At 65.6% G+C, this 3,271-nt stretch carries 3 protein-coding genes; 2 read left to right on the top strand and 1 reads right to left on the bottom strand.

What is annotated here, in order from left to right; genetic code table 11:
- On the top strand, positions 1 to 969 hold a 969-nt coding region (locus B7L68_RS08785), incomplete at its 5' end, for a hypothetical protein (protein ID WP_238136391.1).
- A 215-nt stretch (positions 970 to 1,184) separates the two neighbouring features.
- On the opposite strand, the gene B7L68_RS08225 is transcribed toward B7L68_RS08785, so the two are convergent.
- Entirely contained in the window at positions 1,185 to 1,745 is a 561-nt protein-coding gene (locus B7L68_RS08225; RefSeq protein WP_081247179.1) for a PaREP1 family protein, read from the bottom strand.
- 507 nt (positions 1,746 to 2,252) lie between these two features.
- Between B7L68_RS08225 and B7L68_RS08220 the strand changes: the two genes are divergently transcribed.
- Positions 2,253 to 3,257 (top strand): ATP-binding protein, encoded by a 1,005-nt coding sequence (locus tag B7L68_RS08220; protein ID WP_081247178.1) that lies wholly within the window; start codon positions 2,253 to 2,255, stop codon positions 3,255 to 3,257.
- Positions 3,258 to 3,271: the final 14 nt, after the last annotated feature.

Raw genomic sequence — 3,271 nt, 5'->3', positions numbered from 1 at the left:
CTCGTGGACGCCATGGCTAGGCTGGGCTACGACTTGAGCGGGGCGGAGGTGTGGGAGGCAGTGCTGACGGACCCCACGTCCACCTTCAACCAGCTGTCGCACATAGTCTCGCACAGCCCGCCCAACCTCCTGGTGCTGGACTCCATAACTCAGCTCCAGGGGATCGACGTGAGGGCCAACGTGACCAACCTGATATACCGCGCCTTCAAGTTCGCCGGGATAGACGCCGTCATAGTGTCGGAGGAGCCCGTCGGGGCGCTGGGCCATATAGCCGACAACCTGGTGAGGCTGTCGCTGGAGATCACGCCGAGGGGCGTCGCCGTCAGGCGCGCCTACGTGGAGAAGTCCAGGGGAGGGCCGGCCGGGTACGTCAAGGAGTTCGAGATAGTGGAGGGCCGCGGCCTGGTCTTCCTGGACGAGCTGTCCCCGGCGCCCCGGGAGGCCCCCTCCAGGCTCGCCCCGGGGGTCCCCAAGCTCGACGAGTATCTAGAGGGGGCCAGGTCGGCCTTGGTGGTCGGAGGCCCGGAGGCCGCGGCGCTGGCGGCGGGCTGGGCGGCGGCGCTGGCCAGATCCGGCGTGAAGGTGCTGTTCAGGACCTACAGAGGCGCCGCCCCCAAGGCGGCCGGGGCCGTTGTGGACGTGCTCTCGGCGGACCCCAAGACGTACGGTCGGCATATCTACGACTTGGTCCAGCGGGTGGAGGAGGTGGGGGCGGAGGTGGTCTTCTACGACGGGATTGAGGCGGAGGCCTTCGCCTACGGCGCCCCGCACGCCGCGTCGCTGAACGCCAAGAAGCTCGCCGTGCTGTCCAAGGCAGGGGTCGCGGCCGTCCTCTCGGGCGCTAGAAGCCTAGGGCTCGCCTCGGCCGTCGACGTCGCCGCCAAGGCGTCGGGGGGATCCGTCGCGTTCTCCCGCCCCTACTTCCAGCCGCTTTCATGCAAGCTAGAAGGCCCGTTGCCCCAATGCTGAGGCCCCCGGCCTCTAGCCGGCGCCGCCGGGCGGAGAGGGAAGGCGCCCCCGCGGCGTTGCGGGTTAGCTCCTCCTCCAGGAGAGGGAAAGCGAGACGGGCCTCCACAAGCGCCTCAAGAAGCCGGGCCTCTACATACGTAGCGTCGGTAGGCTTGGGAAGCGGCTTTTCTATGGCCTCGATGGCCATGGGGAGTCCGCTCGCCAACTAGATATTTCTACTGTGCGCGCCTCGTCAGCGCTCGCTTCAGCTCCTCAAGGGCCCTCTCCAGCTCGCCGCTCCACTTGATGCGCCCCCTCAACGCCTCCGCGCGCCTCGCCAGTTCCTCTAATACCGACGTTACGTCGGCTACCGCGTCCTCTCTGGTCGCGTATTTAGAGAGTTCGCCGCTTAGGTCAAGCCCGTGGTACTGGTAGTCGTGGAGGTCGAGGATGACCGCCACCCAGAGCGACATGCCCCCATGGCCCGCCTCCTCGAGGAGGCGGGCTAGAGTCTTCATCCTCCCCGTCGGAACTCTGGGCACGGCCGTCGATTCGAGCCAACGCCTCTCCTCATCGGTCTTGACGAGCGTCTTCAGCCTCCCCAGCTCGAGCCGTAGCAAGGCGGCGAGAAGGGCCCTCCATGCTTGAAAGGCCTTTCCAGCGGCGTTTCTCGTCAAGCAGCGCCCGAGGAACTCAAGCGCAAGCCCCGCCTCGGCCAGGGCCTCGAGGAGCCTAGCCTCCACATAGCCCTCGTCGGAGGGCTTGGGCAGAGGACGCTCCACCGCCTCGACGGCCATGGAAACTGAGGAGCGCCAGTTTAAGTGTTTTACCTATGATGCCCACCGCGCCGAAGCTCGCCCCGACGCTCAAGGCCTCCTCCACCTCGCTCCCTGCCTCATGCATTAGCCGCATCCACCCGCCAAGCCGCCTCGAAATTACGTATTCCGCCGCCTCCGTCCTCTTTAGGGAGCCATATCCAGCCGGGCCGCGGTGTCGGTTGCCGTGCGGCTCCTAGAGATCCAGGCCGCGGCGGTCTGCGTTCCGCCTTCTGAGCAGAGGCGATGCCGGATGTCTGGGGGATCTGCCGTCCGTCTCGGGTGCGATGGGGCGGGCTGGCTGGGGGCTATGCCTGCCGGCGAGGCGTGACGTGTTGGGGGTAGCTGTGGGGATCCGCGCGGCGTCGGGGGCGGGTTGGGTGGCGTCGGCTTGGGTCTGCGTATTTGCCTATGCGCGGCGATCTGCGGCGCGGTTGAGGGGTTTTGTCTTGGATGGTCGAAGTTTTAATTCTAGATGTTGGCTGGGATGTGGAGAGGATTAGGCTTGAGTTCGCGCCCGGCGTGGAGACGGAGTTCACGGACAGGGACCGCGCCCTTGCGCAGGTGGAGGAGTGGGCGGAGAGGGGCACGTGGGCCCCCCTCGTTATATTCGGCCCGGAGGGATGCGGCAAGACCGCCTTCCTGCGGCAGGCCGCCTCTGGGCTGAGGGAGCTGGGGTACGACGTCTTCTACCTCCACCCCCTCGACCGGGCCTTCTCGGCCGAGGTGGACGATCCCGACGTCAAGACGCTCTTCCTCGACCTCGTGCGTAAGACCCTTGAGGACGAGAGGTGGGGCCGCCTTGCTCTGGCCGTCTTCGACTTGGTGAGGGAGATCCTTAAGAAGAGGAGGCGGAAGGTCGCCATAATTGCCGACGACGTGTTCCAAGCAATAGGGCTGGATAAGGCCGCCGCCTACGTGAAGGGGCTACTAAACACGATTGAGCACCCTGTATATAGGTACGAAAGAATCGTCGTACTTGTCGCCACCAGCGAAGGCATCAGCAGACGCGAAATTGGAAGACATAGATGGGCCGAGCTCGTGCCCATGTGGAACATGCCGAGGGAGGGCTTCCAGCGACTATACGAGAAGCTACCTGGCCCCAAGCCCTCGCTCGACGAGGTCTGGCGTTGGACAGGCGGGAATCCCTACATGCTCCGCGAGCTCTATGTGAAGAGATGGGACGTGGAGAAGGTGGTCGAGGGGGTCGTAGGGACTAAGGAGTTGACCGCGGATTTCGCCAGGCGTTGGGGGAGGTGGCTGGGGGAGGCCGTCGACGACCCGGAGGCGCTTTGGGGCCGCGGCGCGCCGCAAGAACTGCTGGACGAGCTTATCGCGAGAAACCTGGTCGTATATAACATGTACGAGAGGGACCCGTACCTCTGGGTCGACCAGCCGCCCCCCGAGAGGGATCCGGAGCTGGGCATAGGCAAACACGTGGCGTGGCAGACGCCCATACACAGGGAGGCCGTCAGGAGGGCGCTGGAGGACTAACGCGCCAAGGCCCT

This window comes from Thermoproteus sp. CP80 (assembly GCF_002077075.2).
Lineage (GTDB): Archaea > Thermoproteota > Thermoprotei > Thermoproteales > Thermoproteaceae > Thermoproteus.
This window is presented reverse-complemented; position numbering and strand designations above follow the sequence as displayed.